Annotated in this window: 15 protein-coding genes; 9 read left to right on the forward strand and 6 right to left on the reverse strand. The window is 66.7% G+C overall.

Translation table 11 applies throughout. The features are described 5' to 3' along the window. Together ABD231_RS21615 and ABD231_RS21620 are read left to right on the forward strand one after the other, a co-directional pair. Complete coding sequence (locus ABD231_RS21615; protein ID WP_344154760.1) at positions 1-1,473, forward strand: FAD/NAD(P)-binding protein; 1,473 nt, start codon at positions 1-3, stop codon at positions 1,471-1,473. Continuing rightward, positions 1,470-2,261: a hypothetical protein gene (locus tag ABD231_RS21620; protein WP_344154763.1), complete on the forward strand. Its 792-nt coding sequence runs from the start codon at positions 1,470-1,472 to the stop codon at positions 2,259-2,261. The genes ABD231_RS21615 and ABD231_RS21620 overlap by 4 nt, the downstream gene beginning before the upstream one ends. Here ABD231_RS21620 and ABD231_RS21625 read toward each other — a convergent pair. The 4 genes from ABD231_RS21625 to ABD231_RS21640 form a co-directional block, all read right to left on the reverse strand. Then, entirely contained in the window at positions 2,244-3,017 is a 774-nt protein-coding gene (locus ABD231_RS21625) for a class I SAM-dependent methyltransferase (RefSeq protein ID WP_344154766.1), read from the reverse strand. The genes ABD231_RS21620 and ABD231_RS21625 overlap by 18 nt on opposite strands. After that, on the reverse strand, positions 3,014-4,321 hold the full coding sequence (locus tag ABD231_RS21630; RefSeq protein ID WP_344154769.1) for a hypothetical protein: 1,308 nt from the start codon (positions 4,319-4,321) through the stop codon (positions 3,014-3,016). Before ABD231_RS21630 ends, ABD231_RS21625 begins: the two co-directional genes overlap by 4 nt. After that, positions 4,318-4,899 (reverse strand): O-methyltransferase, encoded by a 582-nt coding sequence (locus ABD231_RS21635; protein ID WP_344154772.1) that lies wholly within the window; start codon positions 4,897-4,899, stop codon positions 4,318-4,320. The genes ABD231_RS21630 and ABD231_RS21635 overlap by 4 nt, the downstream gene beginning before the upstream one ends. A 61-nt stretch (positions 4,900-4,960) precedes the next feature. After that, positions 4,961-7,459, reverse strand: a complete 2,499-nt coding sequence (locus ABD231_RS21640) for a DEAD/DEAH box helicase (RefSeq protein WP_344154775.1) — start codon at positions 7,457-7,459, stop codon at positions 4,961-4,963. Between the two features lie 91 nt (positions 7,460-7,550). Here ABD231_RS21640 and ABD231_RS21645 point away from each other — a divergent pair, with 91 nt between their 5' ends. Beyond that, on the forward strand, positions 7,551-8,465 hold the full coding sequence (locus tag ABD231_RS21645; protein ID WP_344154778.1) for a hypothetical protein: 915 nt from the start codon (positions 7,551-7,553) through the stop codon (positions 8,463-8,465). On the opposite strand, the gene ABD231_RS21650 is transcribed toward ABD231_RS21645, so the two are convergent. Continuing rightward, complete coding sequence (locus tag ABD231_RS21650) at positions 8,462-8,785, reverse strand: hypothetical protein (protein WP_425554195.1); 324 nt, start codon at positions 8,783-8,785, stop codon at positions 8,462-8,464. The genes ABD231_RS21645 and ABD231_RS21650 overlap by 4 nt on opposite strands. Before the next feature lie 134 nt (positions 8,786-8,919). On the opposite strand from ABD231_RS21650, the gene ABD231_RS21655 reads away from it, so the two are divergent. The 3 genes from ABD231_RS21655 to ABD231_RS21665 all read left to right on the forward strand — a co-directional run bounded on the left by ABD231_RS21655 (position 8,920) and on the right by ABD231_RS21665 (position 13,415). Then, positions 8,920-9,234: an STAS domain-containing protein gene (locus ABD231_RS21655; protein ID WP_344154784.1), complete on the forward strand. Its 315-nt coding sequence runs from the start codon at positions 8,920-8,922 to the stop codon at positions 9,232-9,234. Positions 9,235-9,308: 74 nt separating this feature from the next. Next, a complete protein-coding gene (locus ABD231_RS21660) occupies positions 9,309-11,291 on the forward strand; it encodes a protein meaA (RefSeq protein ID WP_344154787.1) in 1,983 nt (660 codons plus the stop codon). 90 nt (positions 11,292-11,381) lie between these two features. Further along, positions 11,382-13,415, forward strand: coding sequence for a sialate O-acetylesterase (locus tag ABD231_RS21665; RefSeq protein ID WP_344154791.1), 2,034 nt, complete (start codon positions 11,382-11,384; stop codon positions 13,413-13,415). Here the strand turns inward: ABD231_RS21665 and ABD231_RS21670 are convergent. Next, complete coding sequence (locus ABD231_RS21670; RefSeq protein WP_344154794.1) at positions 13,412-13,900, reverse strand: pyridoxamine 5'-phosphate oxidase family protein; 489 nt, start codon at positions 13,898-13,900, stop codon at positions 13,412-13,414. The two genes, ABD231_RS21665 and ABD231_RS21670, sit on opposite strands and share 4 nt — an antisense overlap. Positions 13,901-13,979: 79 nt before the next feature. On the opposite strand from ABD231_RS21670, the gene ABD231_RS21675 reads away from it, so the two are divergent. The 3 genes from ABD231_RS21675 (at position 13,980) to ABD231_RS21685 (ending at position 23,073) form a co-directional block, all read left to right on the forward strand. Beyond that, entirely contained in the window at positions 13,980-15,824 is a 1,845-nt protein-coding gene (locus ABD231_RS21675) for a hypothetical protein (RefSeq protein WP_344154797.1), read from the forward strand. Between the two features lie 149 nt (positions 15,825-15,973). Continuing rightward, positions 15,974-16,957: a helix-turn-helix transcriptional regulator gene (locus tag ABD231_RS21680; protein ID WP_344154800.1), complete on the forward strand. Its 984-nt coding sequence runs from the start codon at positions 15,974-15,976 to the stop codon at positions 16,955-16,957. A 113-nt stretch (positions 16,958-17,070) separates the two neighbouring features. Further along, on the forward strand, positions 17,071-23,073 hold the full coding sequence (locus ABD231_RS21685; RefSeq protein ID WP_344154803.1) for a DNRLRE domain-containing protein: 6,003 nt from the start codon (positions 17,071-17,073) through the stop codon (positions 23,071-23,073). Positions 23,074-23,107: the final 34 nt, after the last annotated feature.

Raw genomic sequence — 23,107 nt, forward strand, 5'->3', positions numbered from 1 at the left:
ATGAACTCACCGTCGGCGGTTGGCGCTGTTGCCGTGATCGGAGGCGGGCCGGCGGCGGTGGGGCTGCTGGGGAGCATGCTGGCCCGGGCGGGGGAGTTCCGGCGGGCGCCGCGGGTGGTGATCTACGAGCCGGACAACCTGGGACACGGGGTCGCGTTCGGTCCGGATCTCGAGTCGGCGTTGATCAATCTGCCGAACGGGCGGATGTCGATGGATCTCGGCGATCCGGATCAGTTCGTCCGGTGGCTGGGGCCCGGCGGCTCGGCGGAGGGATATGTTCCGCGGCAGGTCTTCGGCGAGTACCTGGTCGACGAGTTCTGGCGGCTGGTCGCCCGGGCGCGCGAGCTGCAATGGACGGTCGAGGTGGTGCCGGAGACGGTGACCTCGCTGGCCGCGGGCAGCAACAACGACCTGCTGGCGCGGACCCGAAATGACGTCCGCTCGTTCACCCACGTGGTCCTCGGGGTCGGATCCGGTACGACGGCGGATCCGTACCGGCTGACCGGGGCACCGAACTATGTCGCGGATCCGTATCCGTTGGCCGCGACGCTGCCGGGGATCGCGCCACCCGCCCATGTGCTGGTCATCGGGACCGGGCTGACCGCGATCGATGTGGCTCTGGGACTGCTCCATCTCGGTCACCGAGGGCGAATCACCCTCACGTCCCGGAACGGCATCCTGCCGAGTCCCCGGCCGCAGATCATGCCGCTGGATCCCAAGCACCTGACGATCGAGACCGTCCGTGCCTTCGAGGCACAGGCTCGGCGGATCAGCCTGCGGGACGTCTGGGAGCTACTCAAACTCGAGCTGACGTCGGCGGGATTCGATGCCGACCGGGAGATCTCGTGGCTGCTGTCGAGCAGCCCGGCGGATCGGCTGCGCTATCAGCTCGATCGGCTGGACGCAGCTCCGATCCAATCGATCTTCGAGAACCTCGAGACACCGGTACCGCCGATGATCAGGGCCGCACTCGCACCCGACGAGATGCAGAAGGTTGCCTTCGACTACAAGCCGTACCTCAAAAGCATCCAGTGCCCGATGCCGCCGGCAAGTGGCCGGACACTCCTGGCCGCGATGGACAGCGGGCAACTTGTCGTGGCCTCCGGCGTCACCGCAATCAGCCGCCAGGGCGGTGCGTTCTCGACCAGCGCGTACGACGCAGTCCCAGCTGCGCAGGTCGTCATCGATGCGACCCGGCTGAGCCCACGAAGGACCAACGGCCGTGCACGTGGACTCCTGGATTCGCTGTCCACCGGTCGGCTGGCGACCTGGAACTCGTTCGACGGTTTGGTGATCGACCCCCACACCTGCCGGGTCGCCGCCGCGGCACCACACCGGCTCTACGCGTACGGCGAGATCACCGCGGGCGAGCTGTACTACGCCAGCAGCCTGCCGGCCGTCGTACGCGGCGCGAACGTGGTGGCCGGCGAACTCGTCCGCGCGGATCGTCAAGAAAACAAGGTGGCCTCATGAGAGTGGTGCTGTCCGAATGTATGCCGGACTACGTCAGCTACACCTTTCCGTATCACGTCTGGGGCTTCCTCGAAGAGGGTGAGACTCCGGCGACAGCGCTGGCGCTCGGCTTCCTGCCGCTCACCTTCGACCTGTCGCGCTTCTACTTGTCCAGGAGTATCCGTGTCCAGCTGAGCGACTTCGGCCCGAACAAACGGATTCGCTACGCCCAGCGCCAATGCGAGCACATCAGCAGCCGGCTCCTCGCACGCACCGACTTCGAGTTCACCAAGGCGTGGCAGGACCTGGCGACCGCGTACTTCGCGACGCGGGCCGACGCCGTCGAGTACCGGCAACGGCGGTTCCTCGAGATGCTGGACTCGCCGTTCACGACGCACGTGATGCTGTGGACCGATGATGTGTCGGGAGCGCCGGTCGGGTTGGCGCCGCTCTACCTCGAGTCGCAGGTCGGCGAGTACGGCATCTCGATCTACGCGCCGGACTACACCGCCGTGAACATCGGCAACCACATGCTCGCCGAGATCCTGAAGAAGCTGCAGGACCTGGACTGCACGCACGCCTACGTGGGCACCTGTTACTCCGACGAGGCGCTCTACAAGACCCGCGTGCCCGGGATGCAGTTCTTCAACGGATTCCGCTGGTCGGATGATCGCGCGGAGCTGCATCACTTCATCGACCGTCAGCAACGGACGGAGCAGGAGCACATCCTGAGCACCGAGGCCTACGCGAAGGCCTTCGGTGGTCCGTCGGATCCGCCCACGTTGTGGCGCCTACAAGCTTCGGGCTGAGACGACCGGCTGGTGATAGCCCGACTCGTGCGGCAGCAACCAGGCGATGTCGGTGAAGCCTGCTTCCTCGAGCAACCGCAGCACCGTTTCCTTGTCCAGTGCCCGGAGCGTCGTCCGGCCGGTCGTCACGTCCCAGCCGGTGCCCGATTCCTTGAGCACGTAGAAGTCGGTCGTGTAGACGGGCGCGTCGTCATGCCATTGCCAGGTCTGGAAGTAGATCCGTTTCCGGTCACCCAGGTCCATGACGCGCGGCACGGATCCCTCGGGCTTCTCCTTCACCATGGCCTCGTAATCGCGCAGGCTGATCAGCAGCAACCCGTCCGGGCCGAGCTTCGACTTCATCGCCGCGAATGCTTGCGCGAGGTCTGCGTCGGTCAGCAGATGCGCCAGGGAGTTGTCGAACGAGAGCACCACATCGAAGGTCCCGTCGACCTGCTCGTCGAGGTGGCGGAAGTCCGCCGTACCGAAGGTCACCTCGGCCCCCAGAGCCTTCGCCGACGCGGCCGCGCGCTCGATCGCGCGGGGACTGACGTCGGTTGCGTGGACGGCGTAGCCCTCGAGGGCCAGGCCGACTGCTTGGGTACCGATGCCGCAGGAACAGTCCAGGACCGAGAACGCGCCCGGGCCTTTGATCGAGGTGATCAGGTTCCGGACCTCCCCGCCCTGGCGGCGCGTCGAGGACTGCCAGTCCGGGTAGATCAGGTGGTAGTCCTCGGCGAACCCGTCGTAGAACTCCTGCGGGCTGTCGGCGGTCATGAGCTACCTCCAGAAAGGAACGCGCAACCTCTGCTGAACTTGCCGGGGATTCCGATGACGCCGTTCTCGGCTGCGGGCCGGCCACGGAGCGTCGTGCCGCCGTACTCGTCGTCCAGGACGAAGACGCCCCAGAGGACATGCCAGTCCACCAGCCGGCCGGACTCCGGGATCAGCTCTTCGTCCGGTACGACGCGCTCCTGGACCAGGTAGTTCTCCAGCGCCGGGGATTCCAGGCGGGTCCGCCACTCCCGATCACTGACATTCATGCCAAGGATCACTCCGGAGCCTTGGAACCCGTCGGAAGGCTTGAGAACCAGCTCCTGCCGACGGCCGCGGCACTCGTCGATCAGCAGGTGACGATCGGATCCGATGAGTCGGGTCCACGGAACTCGTCGCTCGACCAGCGCCTGCTCGTCGGGCGTCAGCATCGACCACACCTGCGGCTCGCGCAGGAGCCCGAGCGTGGCCTTACGAGCCGAGATGTCGGTGTCGAGTGGCGGGAAGAGCGCCAAGGTCCCGCTGTACTGCGCGCTCGTGAGCGCCGCCAGCACAGGTTTGTCGCCGGGCGTGGTCAGGAGGTTGGTCGCATCGAAGTACCGGAAGATGACGTCGACGCGAGTCGCACCGTTCAGGTAGATCCTGCCGTCGCGCTCGGAGAGATCCCTGAGCTCGCCCAGGGCGATGGTGAGACCACGGCTGCGCAGGTTGCGGCACATCCGCTCGGTCGCTCCGCCAGGCTGGTCCCGCGCCCCGGACTCTTCGATCAGGGCGATGCTGGGCGGCCCTCCGTCCGGCGCGGCGCCGACGGCCGAGAGCTGCTCGGCCACCAACTGCAGGGTGTCGGCGTACGAAAGGCCGTGCTCGTCGGCGAACGCCTCGAATCCTGATTGCGCCAGCAGTGCCTCGTTCAGCAGCGAGGTGTCGATGCTGCCGAGTCCGTTGCCCCGGTTGAGCTCGATGACCTTGGCTTGGCCGCCCGTGCTGAAGACGTCGGCTCGAAGGTGCGTGCAGGACCGTCCGACGGTGCCGCCGAGGATGATGTCGATGAGTTCGTCGGCGACGCCCTGAGCCTCCAGGTAACCGCGGCTACCGCCGAAGCAGCGCTCGCCGATGTCGTTGAGCAGCCAGTGCAACCGGCTGAGGTCGGTGCACAGCTCGCTCATCTCCAGCGCATCGGCGAAGAGCGGTCGCTGCAAGGCCTGGAGCGGCCAGCTCACGAACGGTTCGGTCTGCTCGATCGTCCGCAGGGTGCTCAGCAGCGATGGGTCGCTCAGATAGGCCTGAGTCGGCTTGGTCGAGATCACCAGCTGCGTTTCGTGGCCAGGACCAGCCCTGACGACCAGTTCAGCACCGTGACGACCAGGTCGGGTTCGGCCACGATCTCGCGGCGGAACGTCTCGACCAGGTCCTGCTGATCGGGGGCCCAGTCCGGATGCGGAAGCAGATGGTCGGCGAGATAGATCCCACCGGGCGCCAACCACCTCAGCAGTTGCGCCCGCTCGATGAACTTGCCGCGATAGGTGTCGACGAACACCAGGTCGAACGGCGGCCCGTCGTACCGGTCGAGCCACTCGCCGATGTCGGAGACGATCAGCTCGACCCTGGAATCGTCGCCGACGGCCTTCCGGGCGACCTCGGTGGTTTCCGGGTTGCGGTCGATCGTCAGGAGCCGGCTGCTTGCGTTCATGCCGTCCAGCAGCCAGGCGGTGCCGATGCCGGTCCCGGTGCCCAGCTCCAGCAGGTGGCCATCCGGTTTCGTGGCGGCCAGGGAGCGGAGCAGAGCGCCGGTGCGATCCTCGGAATCCTCGTCGAAGCCGAACTGCCGGGACAGCTCCCGAGCGGTTCGCACACGACCAGGTAGCTGGGGTGGTTCGTCCGACACCGCGCCTCCTCGTGACCTCGACCCGGCCCTCATGATGGTCGACGGGAGGGGCAGGCCACGGTTACAGCGGTTTGAAGGAGACCATTTCGAGGATCAGTTCGCCGGCTTCGTCGGAGGCGGTGAGGTCTACGGAGGCGGTGATGCGCCAGTCGTGGTTGCCTTCGGGGTCGTCGATGATTTGCTGGACTTCCCAGTAGCCGGGGTGTTCTTCGACGAGGAACAGGGCGGGGCCGCGGGCGGCGGGGCCGGTGCTGACGGTGTCGTGTTCGGCGTAGTACGTCGTACCGGCTTCGGCCCAGCGGGCGGCGTCCCAGCCGGAGTCGGTGTCGAGTTGGCCTAGTTCGGCCCAGCGGTGGCGGGCTACCAGTTCGACGCGGCGGAAGACGGCGTTGCGGACGAGGACGCGGAAGGCGCGGGTGTTGAGGGTGATGCGGCGCGGGCCGACGGGGGTGACCTCGACCTCGTCGGTGATCGGGTTGGTGAGTTCTTCCCACTCGTCGAGGAGGCTGGAGTCGGTCTGGCGGACGACCTCGCCGAGCCACTCGATCAGGTCGGTGAGGTCCTCGTTCGCCTTGTCCGGTGGGACTGTCTGGCGCAGCGCCTTGTAGGCGTCGCTCAGGTACCGCAGCACGATGCCTTCGGAACGCGCGAGGCCGTAGTACTGGATGTATTCGCCGAACGTCATCGCCCGCTCGAACATGTCCCGTACGACGGACTTCGGCGACAGCCCGGCCTCGGCGATCCAGGGGTGCGTCTGCCGGTAGATCTCCAAAGTTGCCTCGAGCAACTCTTCGAGGGGTTTCGGCCAGCTGATCTCCTCGAGCAGTTCCATCCGCTCGTCGTACTCGATCCCGTCGGCCTTCATACCTTGGATGGCCTCGCCCTTGGCATGGTGCAGCTGCGCCATCAGGATCGCGCGGGGGTCCTCGAGAGTGGCCTCGACCACCGACACGACATCGAGCGCGTACAGCGGGTCCTCGGGATCGAGCAGGTCAAGAGCAGCCAGGGCGAACGTCGACAGCGGCTGGTTGAGCGAGAAGTCCTTCTGCAGATCGACGGTCAGTCGCAGCGACCGGCCGAACTCGTCGGGCTCCGGCAGTCGCTCGACCACACCCGCGGTCACCAGCGTGCGGTAGATCTGGATCGCGCGGCGGATCAGGTGCCGCTGCTGTTTGGTGTCCTCGTGGTTGTCCTGCAGCAGGTGCCGCATGCTCGCGAACGCGTCGCCGTCGCGGGCGATCACGTTCAGCAGCATGGCGTGGTTGACCCGCATCCGCGACTGCAGCGGTTCGGGGTCGGCGGCGACGAGCCGGTCGAAGGTGTCCTCGCCCCAGGTGACGAAACCCTCCGGCGGTTTCTTGCGCTGGACCCGGCGCTGCTTCTTCGGGTCGTCGCCGGCCTTCGCGAGCAGCTTGACGTTCTCGACCACGTGATCAGGCGCCTGTACGACGACCGTGCCCGACGTGTCGTATCCCGCGCGACCCGCCCGCCCGGCGATCTGGTGGAACTCACGCGCCTTGAGGATGCGCTGCCGGCGCCCGTCGTACTTGCTGAGCGCGGTCAGCAGCACCGTCCGGATCGGGACGTTGATACCGACCCCGAGCGTGTCCGTCCCGCAGATGACCTTCAGCAGTCCCGCCTGCGCGAGCTGCTCGACGAGCCGCCGGTACTTCGGGAGCATGCCGGCGTGGTGGACGCCGATCCCGTGCATGATGAGCCGCTGTAGTGTCCTGCCGAAGCCGGAGCCGAACCGGAAATGCCCGATCAGCTCCTTGATCTTGTCCTTCTCCTCCTTCGTGCAGACGTTGATGCTGGTCAGCGCCTGGGCGCGTTCCAGAGCCGACGCCTGGGTGAAGTGGACGACGTAGACCGGGGCTTGGTGGGTGACCAGGAGCTCGGCGAGCGTCTCGTGCAGCGGCGACGTGACGTACTTGTAGATCAGCGGAACCGGGCGCTCACCCGACGAGACGATCGCGGTCGGCTGGCCGGTACGGCGGGACAGGTCGATCTTGAACCGCTCGACGTCACCGAGGGTCGCGGACATCAGGATGAACTGCGCGTGCGGCAGTTCGAGCAACGGCACCTGCCACGCCCAGCCGCGATCCGGCTCGGAGTAGAAATGGAACTCGTCCATCACCACCTGACCGACATCGGCCGCCGCGCCCTCGCGCAACGCGACGTTCGCCAGGACCTCCGCCGTACAGCAGATGATCGGGGCGCCCGCGTTCACCGAGGCGTCGCCGGTCAGCATCCCGACCTTGTCCGCGCCGAACACGTCGCACAACGCGAAGAACTTCTCCGAGACCAGCGCCTTGATCGGCGCGGTGTAGAACGTCCGCTTCCCGTGCGCGAGCGCGGCGAAGTGCGAGCCGGTCGCGACCAGGCTCTTCCCGGACCCGGTCGGGGTGGACAGGATCACGTTCGATCCGGTCATCACCTCGATCAACGCCTCTTCCTGCGCCGGGTACAACGAGATCCCCTGCTCCGCCACCCACCGCGCGAACGCGTCGTACAGCTCGTCAGGCTCGGTCGTCCCCGGCAACATCTCGGTCAGCGTCATCGAGGCCATTGTCCCTCACGCGCCGAATCGTGTTGCACACAGCCGCGACCCGGCCGCACCATGTGACGCAGGACAAAGGGTGGGGGACTCCATGGCAGCGTCCGCCGGGGCGAAGACAGTGATCCAGTCCGTCGATCCGAAGCGTCTGGCGGGCTCGGCGCTCGTCGGCACGCTCACCTTGGAAGCGATCCTGCTGTTCTCCGCAGGCGCCAACAACGCCTTCACAGCCCGGCAGCTGCCCAGCCACGTGCTCGCGGTGATCGTCGGCACGCTCGGCGGCTGGATCTTCGAGCTGTTCCGGCAACTCCTGTCGGCGACGTCCAACTCGCTCGAGGAGCTCGGCCGGCTCAACGCGAGCCTGGGGGCGCTGACCGAGCGCATCGACTACCAGGAGACCGCGCTCGGCATGCTGACCAGCTGCCCGCGGCACAACGACGCACTCTCGAAGCTGATCAGGTCCTCGATGAGTGACAACTTCAGGAACATCCCGTACGTCGGCCCGGCCGCCTACCTCGGGTATCTGCGGAGCGCGGTCGAGCACTCGGACGGTTACGAAGGGATCCAGCGCAACACCCTTCGGTGGTACCAGGAGAGCGGCGCGACGGCGTATCTGCAGGAGCTGAAGAGCAAGCGGATGAAGTTCAAGACCCGCTTGTTCGTCATCGACGACGACGAGGCCGAGCAGATGGAGCGCGATCTCGCCGACGAGGAGCTGCTGGCGTTCTACTGGCAGCACACCGGGGATGTCGCGAGCTACTGGATCACGGTCTCGGACTACCGGCGGAACTACCCCGCCCTGATCATTCCGCGCGACTTCGCGCTCTACGACCACACCCTGCTGATCACGTACGACGAAGACAAGCAGATCCTGTCATTCGACGTACTGGACCCAGGGCAGTCGCCGCAGGCGCAGATCTTCCGCACCCTGCACGAGCTCACCCGGCACCAGGCCGCCGCGTTCCGCCCGGTCCCGCACGTCGGGGTCACCGACGCCAGCCGGCGCTAGTGGGTGTCCAGGAGCCCGCGCGCAGCGGCCTCGTCCTTGGGCCACACGTAGACGGTCCAGCCGTCCTTGGTGCGGGCAGTCGTGGCCTTGATGCCGAAATCCTTCAGCTTCGAGACCGTGATCCGGGCCTCGTTGTGGCTGTTCTCGGTCCGTACGTCGATCAGCAGGCCGAAGGCGTCCCGCTCGGCCGGGCGGTCGTCGACCCGGCGGACCAGCGAACCGCGTCTCGACTTCGAGAACGCCCACCGGCAGAGCAGCACCATCACCCCGGCGAAGGCGATGGCCACGACGGGGAACAGGAAATACCGCTCGGCGAACACATACCCCATTCTGTCCCGAAACAAAATCTCGTGAAGCCTTGGCAACCTTCCGTGTCTCCAGGGAGTCTTTACGAACACACGCGCACTCAGCGGCCGATCACTCGGGGGCCGCCGGACGAGCGGAGGGCACGGACATGAACGCACCGACCCATGACAACGTCATACATCTGACCGGCATCCTGGACGTCCGCTCGGTAGGCGACGTCCGGCAGACTCTCAACCAGCTGATCGACACCTCGTCAGGCGACGTGATCGTCGATCTGGAAGCCGTGGACGCCGTCGACGCGACCGGCCTGGGTCTCCTGGTGGCGACCCATCGCCGCACCCAGCTCCTGGGCCGTCAGCTCGTCCTGTGGCACCCCCTCCCGTCCGTGGTGCGCATCCTGGCGGTCACCCGCCTGCACCGCATCCTGCACGTGGAGCGCACCCCGCTACCGATGACGGCCTAATGTGACGCAGCCCCCTGGTGACACGAGTCACGAGGGGGCGACTCACAAGCTCACACAGTCCTACTCTCGGGTACATGACGACTGGTGAGCGGGACCGGCCGTGGGTGATGCGGACGTACGCGGGGCACTCGTCCGCGGCGGAGTCGAACGCGCTGTTCCGGCGGAACCTGGCCAAGGGGCAGACGGGGTTGTCGGTGGCGTTCGATCTGCCGACGCAGACCGGGTACGACGCTGACCACCCGCTGGCGAAGGGGGAGGTCGGCAAGGTCGGGGTGCCGGTTGCGCATCTGGGGGATGTGCGGGCGCTGTTCGACCAGATTCCGCTGGCGCAGATGAACACGTCGATGACGATCAACGCGCCGGCCATGTGGTTGCTGGCGCTGTACCAGGTCGCGGCGCAGGAGCAGGGCGCGTTGCCGTCCGAGCTGACCGGTACGACGCAGAACGACATCGTCAAGGAGTACCTGTCCCGTGGCACGTACGCGTTCCCGCCGGACGCGTCGCTGCGGCTGACCACGGACCTGATCGCCTACACGGTCGCGAACGTGCCCAAGTGGAACCCGATCAACATCTGCAGCTACCACCTGCAAGAGGCCGGGGCGACTCCGGTGCAAGAGCTCGCCTTTGCGCTCTCCACGGCGATCGCCGTACTGGATCGGGTGCGGGACGGCGGACAGGTCGATCCGGAGCGTTTCGGTGATGTCGTGCAGCGCATCTCCTTCTTCGTGAACTCTGGTGTGCGGTTCATCGAGGAGATGTGCAAGATGCGTGCGTTCGTCCAGCTGTGGGACGAGCTGACGCTGGAGCGCTATGGCATCACGGACCCCAAAGCACGGCGACTGCGGTACGGCGTCCAGGTGAACTCGCTCGGTCTAACCGAGGCGCAGCCTGAGAACAACGTGCAGCGGATCGTGCTGGAGATGCTCGGAGTCACCCTCTCCAAGAACGCCCGGGCGCGTGCGGTGCAATTGCCGGCGTGGAACGAGGCACTCGGTCTCCCAAGGCCGTGGGACCAGCAGTGGTCGCTCCGGATGCAGCAGGTGCTTGCGTATGAGTCCGACCTGCTCGAGTACGACGACATCTTCGACGGCTCGCATGTCATCGCGGCCAAGGTGGATGAGCTGGTCGCCGGGGCGCGCGAGGAGATCGATCGCGTGCAGGCGATGGGCGGTGCGGTCGTGGCCGTGGAGAGTGGTTATCTGAAGAGCGCTCTGGTCGGTTCACACGCGGAGCGCTGGCAGCGGATCGAGTCTGGTGAGCAGGTCGTCGTCGGCGTCAACAAGTTCGAGAACACCGAGCCGTCGCCGCTGACCGCTGACCTGGACACTGCGATCCAGACCGTCGACCCGGCCGCCGAACAGGCCGCTCTGACCTCTCTGCGTGAGTGGAGGTCCCAGCGGGACCAGCAGGCGGTTGAGACCGCTCTGACGAAGCTGCGGGAGACTGCGAAGGGCACCGACAACCTGATGCCCGCAACGCTCGAGTGTGTCCGGGCCGGCGTGACCACGGGCGAGTGGTCCGGCGTACTGCGGGAGATGTTCGGCGAGTACCGTGCGCCGACCGGGGTCTCCGGATCGGTGGGGGTGTCCGCCGGTGGTGCGGCGATCGCCGCGGTCCGGGAGAAGGTCGCTGCAACGTCTGAGGAACTGGGTGGCCGGCTGCGGTTCCTGGTCGGCAAGCCTGGGCTGGACGGTCACTCGAACGGCGCTGAGCAGGTCGCCGTCCGGGCCCGTGACGTCGGCTTCGAGGTGATCTACCAGGGCATCCGCCTGACACCCGAGCAGATCGTGGCGGCCGCAGTGGCCGAGGACGTGCACTGTGTCGGGTTGTCGATCCTGTCCGGCTCGCACATGGAGCTGGTCCCGGCTGTCGTGGCCGGTCTGCGCGAGGCGGGTCTCGAGGACGTGCCGGTGGTCGTCGGCGGCATCGTGCCGGACGCTGACGCGAGGGCGCTGCTGGCGTCCGGTGTGGCGGCTGTGTACACCCCGAAGGACTACGACCTGACCGGGATGATGGCCGACATGGTCGAGGTCATCCGGGCCGCGAACAAACTTTAAGGCGCGCGAAGGATTCCCCCGGCAATCGTGGTCCAGTGGTAGGTTTCCGGCGCCCGTAGTCGACATCGCCCCTCTGTCGGAGGTCCCGCCATGCCTCGGTCCTCGCTTGCCATAGTCAGCACAGTCCTCGCCGCCATCGCAGCTCTCGGCGTCAGCCCCGCGTCGGCCGATACCCAGGCCGCCGGTTGCGACGCAGCTGCCGCCGGATACACCACGGCTCTCCAGATCAACCTGCCCACGTCCGCGAACTGGCTCAACACGACGCCGCCGTACACGGTGAACAACACCGCGGCGATCGGCTCCAACTTCGATCGGGTCGGCTACTGCATCGAGCTGAACGGTCCGAAGGGCCCTCAGTGGGTGTGGACGGCGATGGCGCCGTTCACCAGTGATGCGAAGCGGCTGGGCCTGCAGACGTCCACCGGTCAGCTCTTCCGACAGCAGGTCGGCGACCTCGAGGTCGCCTCCAACGTCGCCGGTGTGACGACCGGGACCGGCCAGACCGGCTACATCGAGATGTGGCCGAACCAGTACAGCGGTTCCGCCAGCGGCCAGGTGCCCAACGCCTCAGCGAGCAGGTACGACGCCGACGACAGCCCGACGACGGTGATCGGCCACGGCACGTTCCAGATTCACCAGATCGGTGCGACCAAGCCGTCGAGCGTGCCTGCCAAGCCGGTGCTATCGATCAACAGGTTCTCCGAAGCAGCCGGCAAGGTGCTGGCGCTCGGCATCGGCACCAACGCCAGCGGGGCGCCCGACTGGACGCTGACCGACAATGCGGCGTCGTACACGCAGCGCAAGCTGACCGTCTACGCCCGCCCGTCGCTGGTGAAGCTGACCGAGATGCCCCAGGACCTGAAGCTGATTCCGCGCGACGCTCAGAACGGCGCGAACCCCGCAGTGGCCGGTGAAATCACTGCGGCCGGGGTGGATCAGGTCGAGCTGCGCGTCACCGGCAACGGCGAGACGCAGACCTTCACAGCTCCGGCCGGTGCGCCCTTCCGGTTCACACCGCGCATCCTGGCGGGCCTGTGGGACTACACCTTCGAACTGAGAGCCACCGGGCCCGGAATCGACCGGGTCGTGGCGAAGCGCACCGGCATCGTCTCCGGTGATGTGTACGTCGTACAGGGCCAGTCGAACGCTGAGGCAGCCAAACGCACAGGTGCCGCGAACATCGAGGAATCGCCCTACCTGAGGAGCTACGGCAGCTCGAACGCCGAAGCGGGTATCTCCGGTGCCGACCGGGTCTGGCACTACGCGACTGGTGACGTGACGCAGCAGTCCGGCTCGGCCGGCCAGTGGGCGATCCGGATGGGTCGCCAGATCGTCGACACCTATGGGGTTCCCGTGGCGCTGTTCAACGGCTCTCACGGCGGGAAGCCGGTCAGCTTCTTCCAGCGCAACGACACCACCCCGAACGACCTCTCCACCAACTACGGGCGGCTGCGTAGCCGCTTGCAAGCGTCCGGAGTGCTCAGCCGGGTCAAGGGCGTGCTCTGGTACCAGGGCGAAGCGGAGAGCGACAACGCCTCAGTCCACGTCTCCGGCTTCACCTCACTGCTGGCGGACTGGCGAACCGAGATGACCACTGCCAAGTACTTCGTCTACCAGGTCCGCACGTCGCCCTGTAACAACACCACGAACATCAACCTCCGCGACGCGCAGCGCAAGCTCGGCGACACCCACAACGTCACTGTGCTGTCGACTACCGCCCTGCCCGGCCACGACGGCTGCCACTACGCCTACGCCGATGGCTACCGCGAGATGGGCGACCAGACGTTCGCCGTACTGGCTAGAGACCTGTACGGCGGCCCGTCGGCCGGCGTGGCTCCGCCGAACCCGGCCAGTGTCACTGAGAGCGGTACGACCCTCACTGTGAAGCTCCGGTCGACTGTCCCGCTGACAGTGGATGCCGGAGTGGGCGCTGACTTCCGCCTGGTCGGCTCCACCGTCACGGTCACCTCGGTGGTCTACCAAGCCGACGGCTCGCTCAAGCTGTCCCTGTCCGGTACGCCGACCGGTGCGACCGCACTCGTCTACCAGGGACACCTGAAGACGGGGCCGGCGATTACCAATGCGACCGGAACCGGACTACTCGCGTTCAGCCTGGCCCTCTAGGCGCTCGTCTTCTCCTTGATCAGGTCCTCGACGGCCTTCGGGATGGTGGTCTCGAAGTCCAGCAGCTTCGCCCAGGTCAGCGTCACCGTGATGACGGTCATCTCGGTGTAGAGGCCTTTCACACCAGCCACCCAGTCGCCGTACTGGTCGTCGGTCATCACCTTGTGGCCGGCGACCAGGTAGCCCTCGGGGACGCCCTGGACGAGCTCCAGCTCCGCGGTGCCGCGCAGCAGCAGCACCTTGGGCGGGAAGGCGCCTTTGTCGATGGTGAGCGCGACCTTCGGGCTCTTCTTCAGCGCGGCGACCTTGGCCGACTTCGGCACGGTCGCGATGAGCAGCTTGCCGCCCTCCATCCAGAACCCGATCGGGACCACCCGCGGGTCGCCGTCCAGGCCGTCGTACGCGAACCGGGCCGGCTCGGGGCCGTTCAGCAGCTGCTGGGAGTAGGGCTTGGCGAGGATCGTGGAGATTTCTTCGGGGGTCATTTCGAGTCCTTCCGGTTGGTGTTCTCATCAGGGGGACGAAGCCATCCGGCGGTCCTCGACATCAGTAGGTTGGGGAATTGTGGAATCTTTCGGATTCGGTCCCGGGACGGTTCAGATCGCCGACGACGGCGCCGTCGCTCAGGTGCTGCACCCAGACGGCCGTGAGGTGCTCCAGCGCGTCTGGGGCAAGGGGTTCGTCATCACCGACCGCGGCAGCCACCGCTTCGACCAGCCGGCGCTGATGCGCTGGCGGAGCACCGGAGTGGACCTGCTGTACGAGCTGGGCGACCTGGAGCTTCGGGTCGGCCGCCGCTTCGGCGACCACTGGACAGAGACCTACGAACTCCGCAACCCGACCTCTGAGCCGGTCGAGGTCGGCTCGCTGGCGATCAGTACGCCGTACCGCGATGTGTACCGCTCGAGTCGCGAGAGCCTCACCGGTGCGGTCCATGCGCACGTCTGGACCGGTGGAGCCGACTCCTGGGTGTGGGCGGTTCCGATGGACGGCAGTGGGCCCGGTCTGGGGCTCCAGCTCAAAGAGGGCGAGCTCTGGGCGTACTCCGTCGAGTCCCGTGAGCCCAGCAATGGCAGCAACACCCGCGGCCACCTCTGCCTGCACGTCACCGACCACGCACGCGCACCGCACGCCATGGGCGGTCAGCCGCAGATCACCCTCGCCCCGGGAGCGTCGTACCGGTGGACCTGGCAGCTTGGTTGGTACGACGACCTGCCCGCGTTCCACGCCGATCGGCAGCCACGGCTCGCTGCGGACCGATTGGCCGCCGAGGTGGGGGAGACGATCGAGGTACATGGCCATGGCTCCGTCACCGGTGCCCAGCCCGGCCTGAGGTATGTGGAGGCCGATGGTGCGCGGATCGCGTTGCTATTCCATGAGCCACTGCGCGTGATCGCAGAGCGTCGCGTGCGGTTCGTCCTGGATCACCAGCGTCGCCCCGAGCTGACGGACAGTCGCCAGTACGCCTTCGTCCCGTACGACGTCGACAGCGGACTGACTGTGCAGGCCAACGACTGGCGGGACTGGTCCGACGGCCGTGAGCGCATCGGCATGGCGCTGCTGCTCCAGGAGGTCCGTGATCGTGGCTGGGGTGACCGTGCTGAGCTCGACGAGGCACTGGCTGGGTATGAGCGCTTCGTCCACGACTATCTGGTCGACGAGGACGGCACGGTCCAGGAGGACAGCGAGCATCGCGGCGAGGTGCGGCTCTACAACTTCCCGTGGTTCGCACGGTTCCTGCTGGGGCAGGGCGACCGGGACGGTGCCGTACGCATCCTCAACCGGTACTACGAGCTGGGTGGAGACCACTTCCTCGCCTTCGACCTCGGGCCGCTGCTGACCGAGCTGGGACTGCATGAGCATCTAGTCCGGCATGCGCGCACGTTTCTCCAGTACGGCGACGAGTTGCCGCCCCATGAGGTCAACTACGAACAATCCATGGTCGCGCCACTCCTCGAGCTCCTGGTCGCGGCGTACCGGATTGCACCCGACCAGATCGACGCTGCCGAGCTCAGCCGCCGACTGCCGTGGCTGACCGCGTTCGCTGCCGACCAACCCGACGTACGGCTGCGGCACGTACCGATCCGGCACTGGGACGGCTACTGGTTCGGACGACTGCGGCTCTGGGGCGACGTCTTCCCGCACTACTGGTCGGTGCTCAGTGCGGCCGTGTACGACGCTTGGCCGCGCGAGCTGGTGGCGGACGCCCAGGCGGCCTGGCTGGATGCGGCGGCAGATGCCATCCTGCGCGCGAACCTCGTCAACTTCGCACCGGACGGTACGGCGACCTGTGCGTTCGTCTACCCGAGTTGTGTGAACGGTCAGCCGGCGCATGTCGCGGACCCACTCGCCAACGACCAGGACTGGGCGCTGGTGTATGCCCTGCGCAGAAAGAACTCTGCATTCTAACGATGGAAGGTGGTAAAAGCACCACAGTCGAGTGAGAGATGCCACCGGCAGTTTACGAAAGATAGCTACCTTTGCAGGGGTGCCGGATGGTAACTTCACGACAAGAAGGCCATCCGCCCTGGTGGCCGATCGTGGTGGGGGATGTCGCCGTGGTTGCAGGAGTCACGGCCGGCTTCAGCCGGCAGCCGCAGGACTTGTCCGAACACGAGAAGCTCGTTCGCGAGCTGCTCCCCGATGAGGTGGCCGATGCCTACCTGGACCTGACACACGCAGGTGCCCGGGTGGCGTATCCGGAGGACCCGATCGACCAGGAGCTGCTCAGCCGGCACCTGGCGTACCTGCAGCACGGACCGGACGTCGTACTGCTGCGTGCTGTCGATCCGTTGATCGCCGTGACCGGACTGCTCACCCAGGTCCACCACGAGCTCACCAAGCAGCACGACCGCCTCTTGCAGGGCTATGTCGCCGCCGCCGAGATGCATCAGCTCCAGCTCCACGATCGTCGCGCCGATCAGGTGCCGTCGGTTTTGGCCCAGGTGCTGACCGATCCGGATGAGCTGACTGGTCGCTGGACGACGTCGATCCACACCGTCCAGTGCACGTACCGCTCCGTCCTCACTGACGAGGGCCCTCCGGCAGCGCTGCCGTCGCCGCTCAACGGTCAGTGCAGCAGCATGCAGTTCCGTGAGCTGTGCACACCGGAGTACCTGGCCGAGCACGGCGCCCACCTTGCGATCAGTGCGGGCGTCGAGGTTCGCACAGTCCGGAATCTGCCCACTCGGATGGCCATCATCGACGACCACTTCGCCCTGGTCGGTCTGGCCGGTGGCGGCAGCACTGGCGCGCTCCTGGTCCGCTCAGCGCCACTAGTGGCTGCGCTGACGCAGTACTACGACCAACTGTGGGAGGCCGCCACACCAGTCGTGCAGACGCAGACCAAGGGCCTAGGTGGCACCGAACGCGAAGTGCTCCGCCTACTGGTCCACGGCCTCAAGGACGACGCAATCGCTCGCCACCTGCAGCTCAGCGTGCGCACAGTACGGCGTCACATCGCCGCCATCATGGAGTTCGTCGACGCGCCAACCCGCTTCGCCGCCGGCGCAGCCGCCCAACGACTGGGGTTGCTCGGATGAATTTTGCTGGGCAGCGCTGACCAGTTCCAGCAGCTGTCCACAAATGCTCTGTCGAGCCGGACTCGTGAACCTCACTCTGGGAGCGTCCCGCCCCCAAGTTCTCGAGGTACCTCATGTCCGCATTCCCGAGATCACGTTTGTTCGACGGGTTCCCCAGCCGGCGATCGGCCCGCTGGGTTGCCGCGACCGCAGGTCTGGCGTTGCTTGCGACGTACCTGCCCCAGGACGCCGTTGCGGTAGCGCCACCGGCCGCACAGTCCACCACCACTGACGAACTTCCACTGGAACGACCGGACGACGCCTCCGCCGCAGTGACTGCGCGGATCACCGGTAAGCCGGTTCTGATCACCGGCCGGACCACCGAGACGACCGAGTTTCGTGCGCTCCCTGACGGGCGCATTGAGGCCACTGTCGCCGGTGGTCCGGTCCGGATGCGCGATACCGACGGCGACTGGATCGATGTCGACGTCAACCTCATCAGGCAGTCCGACGGCACGGTGGCTCCGATTGCGCATCCGTACGGGCTCAAGCTGGCCGGCGCAGCCGGTCGTGGCGATCACCAGCTCGTCTCGATGGGGGCCGAGGGCAAGCGTTCTGCACTCGGCTGGTCCGGCGAGCTGCCCGCCCCGGAGCTCGATGGAACCATCGCGACCTACCGCGACGTGAAGCCGGGAGTCGACCTCGTGGTCGAGGCGACTCGCACCGGCTATGCCCAGCGGCTGCTGGTGAAGAACCGGTCCGCTGCGGCACAGCTGGCGCAGATCCGGATGCCATGGTCGATGACCGGGCTGACTGCCAAGTCCGACGGCAAGGGCGGTCTCGCGGTCCGCTCCGGCGCCACGCAGTACGACGTACCGGCTCCGTTGATGTGGGATTCGACGGTGGACCAGGCCTCGGGTGAGCACACCCGGCGGGCGAAGGTCGGCCTCGGACTGGCCAAGAACGCACTGCTGCTGACACCCGACGCAGCGTTCCTCAAGGATCCCAAGACCGTCTACCCGGTGACGATCGACCCGTCGCAGTCAGCTGGTGCGAGCTTCGACGCTTTCGTCGAGTCCTCGTACACCAGCGACCAGTCCGGTGCGACAGAGCTCAAGCTGGGCACCCACGACGGCGGTACGACGAAGGCGCGCTCCTACCTGCGGTTCGACAACCAGGAGTGGTTGTGGGACAAGCAGATCCAATCCGCCACGCTGAACCTGTGGGAACACCACTCGTACTCCTGCACCGCCAAGGAGTGGCAGGCCTTCCGGACGCCGGACGTCACCAGTGCGATCCGCTGGACGAACCAGCCGACCTGGAACGACCGCGTCGGGACCTCGACCCAGACCAAGGGTTTCGGGACCGGCTGTGGCGACGGCTGGGTCACCATCCCGGTGACGGCCGCGTTCCAGTACACGGCGACCAACAAGCTCGCGAAGACGAGTGTCGGGATCAAGGCGGCCAGTGAGACCGACAGCTACGGCTGGAAGCGGTTCGCCTCCCGTGAGGCGGCAGCCAACCCGCCGTCGGTGACGATCGTCTACCAGACCAAGACGTCGGTCGACGCAGTCGCTACCGCACCCGACACCACCTGTGCCACCGGTGCGACCCGACCGTACATCTCCAGCCTGACACCGCAGTTGCGGGCGCAGGTCAGTGACGGTCTGGCTGCCAACGTGTACGGGGACTTCGAGTACAAGCAGGTCGGAGCCACCGCCAGCACCACAGTGACCGAGGGACCGGGTGCATCCGGTTCGTGGCTCGGGACCTACATCCCGGAGGGCGCGTTTGCCGAAGGCGGCAGCTACGCCTGGCGAGTCCGCGGCTCTGACGGTACGGCGCCTGGTGCGTGGTCCAACTGGTGTGAGTTCACCGTGGACACCATGTCGCCGGCTGCAGCTCCGACTGTCGCCTCGACGACCTATCCGGTGTCGGAGTGGTCCGGAGCAGCCGGTACCTCAGGCACCTTCAACTTCGGCGCCTCTGGTGTGAGTGACATCGCCGCCTACGAGTACGGCGTCGACACGAACCCGCCGGACCAGGTCGTCAACGCGGCCAGCCTCGGCGCCAGTACGTCGGTCTCGATCACTCCGACCACTGACGGACCGCACACGCTGTGGGTCCGCACCCGGGACCGCGCCGGCAACAGGTCGCCCCTGACGCCGTACCAGTTCGCGGTTGGCGGGGGAGCGGTGCTGACTCCCAAGCCGGGTGACGTGAGCGCGGCCAAGACCGCCATCACCGGTGTAGGACGCAGTACGGCGACCGGTGTCACCTACCAGTGGCGTCGCGGCGACACCGACACGTGGACCAACATTCCGGCCGGTCACGTCACGCAGGCTGCCGGTGGTAGCGCGGTGACTTGGCCGTTGCCCACCTCCGGAAATGGCCAGTTCCCCAAGCTGAACTGGGACATGGAGGCGACACTCGCCGCGGTCGACGCCCTGTCGATTCCGCGCGACGGACCGCTGCAGATCCGTGGTGCGTTCAGCGGCGGTACGGCGGCCAATTCGGGTGGCGTGAAGTTGACCTTCGACCGCAATCTCGCGACGGCGGCGTCGAAGCCGATCGGACCGGGTGAGGTCAACCTGCTGACCGGCAACGTCACGCTCTCCGACACCGACGTGACGGTCGAGGCCTATGGCAGCGACCTGACTGTCAGCCGCACCTACAACAGCCGGCAGGCGGCCAAGACCGACCCGTCCGGCATGTTCGGACCGGGTTGGATCTCCGGTGCGATCGTCGACGAGGCGGAGACGCCGTACACCTCGCTCGAGGTCTTCGGCTCCCTCCGGCAGATCGGCACGCCAGACGGAGACACCGTCGGCTTCACTGCACGCGATGGGGTGAACTTCGACCCCGAGGTCGGCCAGGAGACGCTGAAGCTCGTCTACACCAGCTCGTCCGACACCTACAAGCTCACTGATGACCGTGGCACCGCTGTGGTGTTCGGCCGGGTGACTGGCTCAGCGGTGGGCAAGTACTTCCCGACGACGACCACGCTGCCGGGCAGCAACCAGACCACGTCGTACTCGTGGGAGAAGGTGACCGTCAACGGGACTGAGGTGGTCAGGCCGACCAGAGTGGTCGCGCCGGTACCGGATGGCGTCAACTGCACGACGTTGTCGCGCGGGTGCCGCGCACTGACCTTCACCTACGCCAGTGCCACCACGGCGACCGGTAGCACGCTAGGCGACTACATCGGCCGGGTGAAGCAGGTTTCCTTCACTGCTTGGGATCCTGACCTCACCACTCCGGCGCTGCGGACCGTTCCGATGCGTCAGTACAACTATGACTCGACTGGACGCCTGCGTTCGACGTGGGACCCGCGGATCGGCACGAGTGCGCAAGAGACGTACAGCTACCAGGCTGACGGCGTACTGGCATCGGTGAAGCCGGCTGGGCAAGACCCGTGGCAGCTGAGCTACACCACCACGGCCAACGACCCTGGTGCCGGCCGTCTGCAGAAGATGACGCGGGCGGCGGCGACCGAGACCGTCGTCTACAAGGTGCCGCTGAATGCGCCGTACGACCTGTCCCCGGCACAGACCAAGCGTTGGGGTCAGCCGGAGGCACCGACCGACGCAACCGCTGTCTTCCCGGCAGACCAGCAGCCCAACGGTTCCAACTACCAGCGGGCCAGCCTGAGCTACCTGGACGCCAACGGGCGTGCAGTGAACGAGGCCGAGCCGGGCGGTGCGATCTCCTCCACCTGGTACGACGGCTTCGGCAACGAGGTGCGCAAGCTCACCGCGGCCAACCGGGCCCGGGCGCTCAACCAGTCGGCGAACGACAACGAGACGGCCGAGCAGACGCTGGCCCAGAACTACTCGACGATCAACACCTACTCACTCGACGGTGTGCGACTGGAGACTGTGCTCGCGCCGGAGTCCGACGTACGGCTGGATGACGGCACACTCACCAAGGGTCGTGAACTGACCCGCAGCTCCTACGACCAGGGCGCACCGACCAGTGGTGGTCCCTACAACCTCGCCACCACCGAAGACGTTCAGGTGCGGGTCTGGGGCACCGGTGGCACGACGGTCGAGTCCGACAAGCGGTCCAAGACCACTGCCTACAACTGGGCGCTGCGCCAGCCGACCGTGGTCACTGTCGACCCCGGTGGCCTCGGCCAGACGACACGCACCACGCTGGACCCGGTGACCGGTCTGCAGACCGCCACCACCCAGCCGTCCGGCGGGACGAGCACCAACACCCCCGCCACCCGCAAGACGATCAACTACCGCGCCACCTCCGGTTCCGGGTACGCCGAATGCGACCTGCGCCCGGAGTGGGCCAACCTGCCCTGTCGTGTGCAGCCGGGCGGTCAGCCCGCATCGGGCGCCGAGCTGGCGGTCAATGTGACGACGTACGACATCTACAACCAGACGCGCGTGGAGACCGAGAAGACCAGCGCTGGTGTGTTGCGCACGAACACCACCACGTACGACGCCGCCGGGCGGGTGCTGGAGACCAGTGTGGTCGCGGCAGCCGGTCTAGGCAGCACTCCGCCGGTCAAGCGCAATGTGTACGACGCTGCGACCGGTGACATCCTCCGCACCCAGTCAGTGGTCAACGGAACGGTCGTGTCCGAGGTGGTGCGCACCTACGACACGCAGGGCCGGATGACGTCGTACAAGGATGCCGATGGCAACTTGTCGACAACTACCTACGACCTGCTCGGCCGGAAGGCCACCAGTAGCGACGGCAAGGGTGACCGCACCTATGGCTACGACTTCCGTGGTCTGCTGACCTCCGTCACCGACAACCAGGCCGGTAACTACACCGGCGACTACAACGCCGACGGTCAGCTCGGGACCGAGACCTGGCCGAACGGCGTCAAGGTCGACACTACGTACGACCCGGCCGGCAAGAAGTCCGGCATCACCTACAGCAAGCCAGGGTGTGCCGCAGCGGACTGCACGCTGTTCCGGGAGGTGCTGACCAGCTCAGGTCACGGCGACACCGCCAAGCGGGTCTCAACACTGTCCAGCGAGGTCTACACGCAGGACAAGGCCGGTCGGGTCACCAAGGTGGAGGCAGTCGCTGGTGAGCAGTGCGTCACCCGCGTCTACGGCTTCAGTGCAGCCACCGACCGCGATGACGTCAAGGAGTACGGACCGGCGGCAGACGGCAGTTGCCAGACGACCAGTCCGGCCAGCTCCAAGTCCTGGACGTACGACGCGGCCAGCCGGGTCACCAACACCGGCTACGTGTACGACGCCCTCGGCCGCACGACGACGGTGCCTGCCGGAGACACCGGTACGCCGGCCGCGGGGAACCTGACCGCGACCTACCAGGCCGATGACCTGGTGGACACCATCACCCAGGGCGGACGGACCACCGACTACACCATCGATGTGATGGGGGAGCGGATCCGGTCCTGGTCCGACAACGCCACCGGTGCGGCGGTGCAGAACGTCAATCACTACGAGGACGACACGGACAGCCCGGCCTGGACCCAGGAAGGGCCGGACCGCTGGACGCGCGTCGTACAGGGTCTGGACGGCATGACCGCAGTGGTCGACAGCGACTCGGCAGTGGCCGAGTGGCAGGTGTCCGACCTGTCCGGCGACATCGTGGCCACCATCCACGCCGGTGAGGAAGGGCTGTCCACTACCAACCAGGTGTCCGAGTACGGCCTGCCGGGCGACTCGGAGACGGTGGGCAAGCAGCGGTACGGCTGGCTCGGTGCGCAGCAGCGGGCTGCGGACGCACCCGGCGGCATCGTGTTGATGGGTGTCCGGCTCTACAACCCGGTCACCGGCCGTTTCCTGCAGGTGGACCCGGTGTACGGCGGTAGCTGCAACGCCTACGAGTACACCTGTGCAGACCCGATCAACGGCGTCGATCTCGACGGCAAGAAGGGCTGCTGGACGCCGTGGTGCCACTACAAGACGACGAAGAAGATCCTCAAGGGTTGGTGGAAGGGCGCCAACAAGAACAAGTACGTGCGCAAGGTGACCCGCAACCGCTACGTCCGGGCCTGCTTCGGCGGTGCGTTCGGCGTACTGACTGTGGACACCATCAAGAACGGCTGGAAGAAGCTGAAGAAGATGAAGTACCGCTGGGGCATCGGTGGCTGTGTGGGCGGCGTCATCGCCTACCACGGCCGCAAGAAGAAGTGGTGGTGAGCTAACTGAGCAGGGTGGGCCGCTGCAACGGCCC

This window comes from Kribbella yunnanensis, from assembly GCF_039529655.1.
GTDB lineage: Bacteria > Actinomycetota > Actinomycetes > Propionibacteriales > Kribbellaceae > Kribbella > Kribbella yunnanensis.